At 58.0% G+C, this 2,452-nt stretch carries 3 protein-coding genes; 1 reads left to right on the forward strand and 2 read right to left on the reverse strand.

Translation table 11 applies throughout. From position 1 onward, the window contains the following. On the forward strand, positions 1 to 549 hold a 549-nt coding region (locus tag ACFFAR_RS30820), incomplete at its 5' end, for a sulfite exporter TauE/SafE family protein (RefSeq protein ID WP_375509184.1). Positions 550 to 798: 249 nt separating this feature from the next. Here the strand turns inward: ACFFAR_RS30820 and ACFFAR_RS30825 are convergent. Beyond that, positions 799 to 1,407: an MFS transporter gene (locus ACFFAR_RS30825; RefSeq protein ID WP_375509185.1), complete on the reverse strand. Its 609-nt coding sequence runs from the start codon at positions 1,405 to 1,407 to the stop codon at positions 799 to 801. Positions 1,408 to 1,698: 291 nt separating this feature from the next. Continuing rightward, positions 1,699 to 2,452, reverse strand: a 754-nt coding sequence (locus ACFFAR_RS30830; RefSeq protein ID WP_375509186.1) for a LysR substrate-binding domain-containing protein, incomplete at its 5' end; no start/stop codon positions are given.

A 2,452-nucleotide genomic window follows, 5' to 3' on the forward strand; every position in this document is an offset into this window, starting at 1 on the left:
GACTTCGTTTCGCTAATCAAAAGGTTGTGGCTCATGATGCTTGGCATAGTGGTCGGCACCATCGCCGGATCATCGCTTATGACGAGCGCCAGCACTAGATGGACAGGCGTTGGACTGGGCGCCGCCCTGGTGTTCTACGCCGTACACAGTCTCTTGGCAAAACCATTGTCGGTGCCGGCGCGTACGGAGCGCTGGTTATCGCCAGTCATTGGGCTGATGACAGGCGTGATCACCGGAGGAACGGGAGTATTTGTCATTCCCGCTGTCCCTTATCTCCAGGCACTCGGCTTCAGTAAGGACGACCTGATTCAGGCACTGGGACTATCTTTCACGATCTCGACCATAGCGCTTACCGCGGGACTGGCCCGCGGCGGAGCATTCCATCCTGGAAATATTGCGCTGTCCACAGTTGCTGTCGTCCCGGCGCTGCTAGGCATGTGGGGCGGGACCGCAATTCGCAAGCATATAAGTATCACCACCTTCCGCCGCTGGTTCCTGATCCTCCTCGTCGTCCTCGGCCTTGAACTCGTTGTTCGGCCCTTTTTCTGATGTCGACGATGCTGCACGGCCAGGTAGACAGCTGACGCAGACCAAGCCCCCGTCCCATCAGCGGAGTCCGCACCTTTATGCAGCGATATGACGGGCTTGCCGCGAGGGGAACGATCGAGCGTGATTCCGCGCAAGCCCGGATTGTAGCCGCTCTCGATGCGCTTGCTGGTCAGCTAGGCGGGCACCAAATGAAGCATTCGCGCTTTGTTCGGTTTCGCGCTGTCACCGTGTAGGCCACTAAAACTCCCGTCAGCGCACGGTCGCCACGGTACGAAATGCCTGCAGGTCCGCCACCTTCCGGTCCGGGCGAATCCAGAGTGTCATGATCGCGCCCACCAGAAGAAAACCAATCGCGCCGGCAAAGGGCAAGGTCCAGCTTCCGGTGCTGTCGATGATCGCCCCGAACACGATCGGCGAAATGATGGTCGCAATCGCCGCGCCAAAATTAAGCATGCCGCTCGCAGTGCCCGCTTCTCGCGGTGCAACGTCCATTGGAACAGCCCAGATCGGACCGATCGTCAATTCGAGGAAAAAGAATGCTGCGCTCAGGCACAGCGTGATCGTCATGACATTGTGGCTGATGAGGACCGGCACGAAGAACGCAAGGCCGCCAAGCAGGCTGACCGCAATCACGCCCTGCCGAGCCAGCGTGATGCGGCCAGTGCGCTTGAGAATGAAGTCGCTGATTAGTCCGCCCGATACATCGCCCAGCACGCCGGCCAGAAACACGCCCGATGAATAGATAGCCGAGCTCTTAATGTCGAGGTGCTGCGACTGCATGAAGAAAATCGGCATCCAGCTGAAAAACAGCGTGTTTGACCAGACCATGCAGAAGTAGACGGCAATGGTCGGCCGCATGCGCTTGAGGATCGCCCACCACGAAGAGGGCCGGCCGAGATTCGTTAAAAATCCGCCGCATCTGTGCTGCGCGATTTATTTCTCAATTGAAATCTCTTTTCAGTGAGTGATCGCTGCAATGCTGAATCAACAAACCCGTGCGCGGGCATCAGTCCTGTCACATGCAGATAACCACAGTCAGCAGGGATCCGCGAGTTCGGCCGGGAATCGACCTACTTGCTTTGGGAGTGCCTGCTAGTTCGGGTCATGAGTTTCGCGTGTCGCTGTAAATTTAAAGCAGAATCGCGTCGATTAAGCCTTTTTGTGTTGTCCGAGCAGCCACTGCCGAAAAATCTGCAACGATTTCATTTGCGCTGAAACCTTCGGATATACGAGGTAGTAACCTTTGGGGTAGCACCAGATCTGGTCCGACATGCGTTCCAGTTTTTCCGCCGAGACCAAATCGTCGGCCATATATGACGGTAAAAGCGCGACCCCCATTCCGGCGACTGCGGCGTTCAGTGCCATCGACATGACCTCATACCTCGGACCATCCCGACCTGCAGCGCCGGCTATGCCTTCACGCTCGAACCACCCTTCCCACGCTTCTGGAAGCGTCAGATGCTGGATCAGTGCTGACTTTGGCGTCCGCGCATCGACCCTTTCACCGTGCATCGCGATCCACGAAGGTGCCGCATACGGCGACAACTGCAACGGCACCACGAAGTCGTTATGCAGCCCCTGTCGCTGGCCATCGCCGAATTCCAGCGACGCATCCACGGTCGTCGCTCCAAAATCGACAGCGCCCACGCGCGTCCTCAAATTCAGCGTGATTTCACCATGCTCACGCGTGAATTCAGGCAGTCGAGGAATGAGCCAATAATTTCCCACCGATGACCCCACGGACAGCGACAACGAGCCGCCGCGTCCCTTGAGCGCCATGACGTTCACGGTGGCTCGTTCGAGTCGCTGTAGCAGCGGTGCAATCTCAGCGAGGTACTCACGCCCGGCGTCAGTGAGCGCCATGGCGTCGCGGCGTCCGACAAACAGTGGTACGCCCAAGCGT

The organism is uncultured Caballeronia sp. (assembly GCF_964243625.1).
GTDB lineage: Bacteria > Pseudomonadota > Gammaproteobacteria > Burkholderiales > Burkholderiaceae > Caballeronia.

Excerpts from the sequence above, each read along its gene's own strand:
- ACFFAR_RS30825 (WP_375509185.1), bottom strand. The coding sequence starts at position 1,407 with ATGCGGCCGACCATTGCCGTCTACTTCTGCATGGTCTGGTCAAACACG.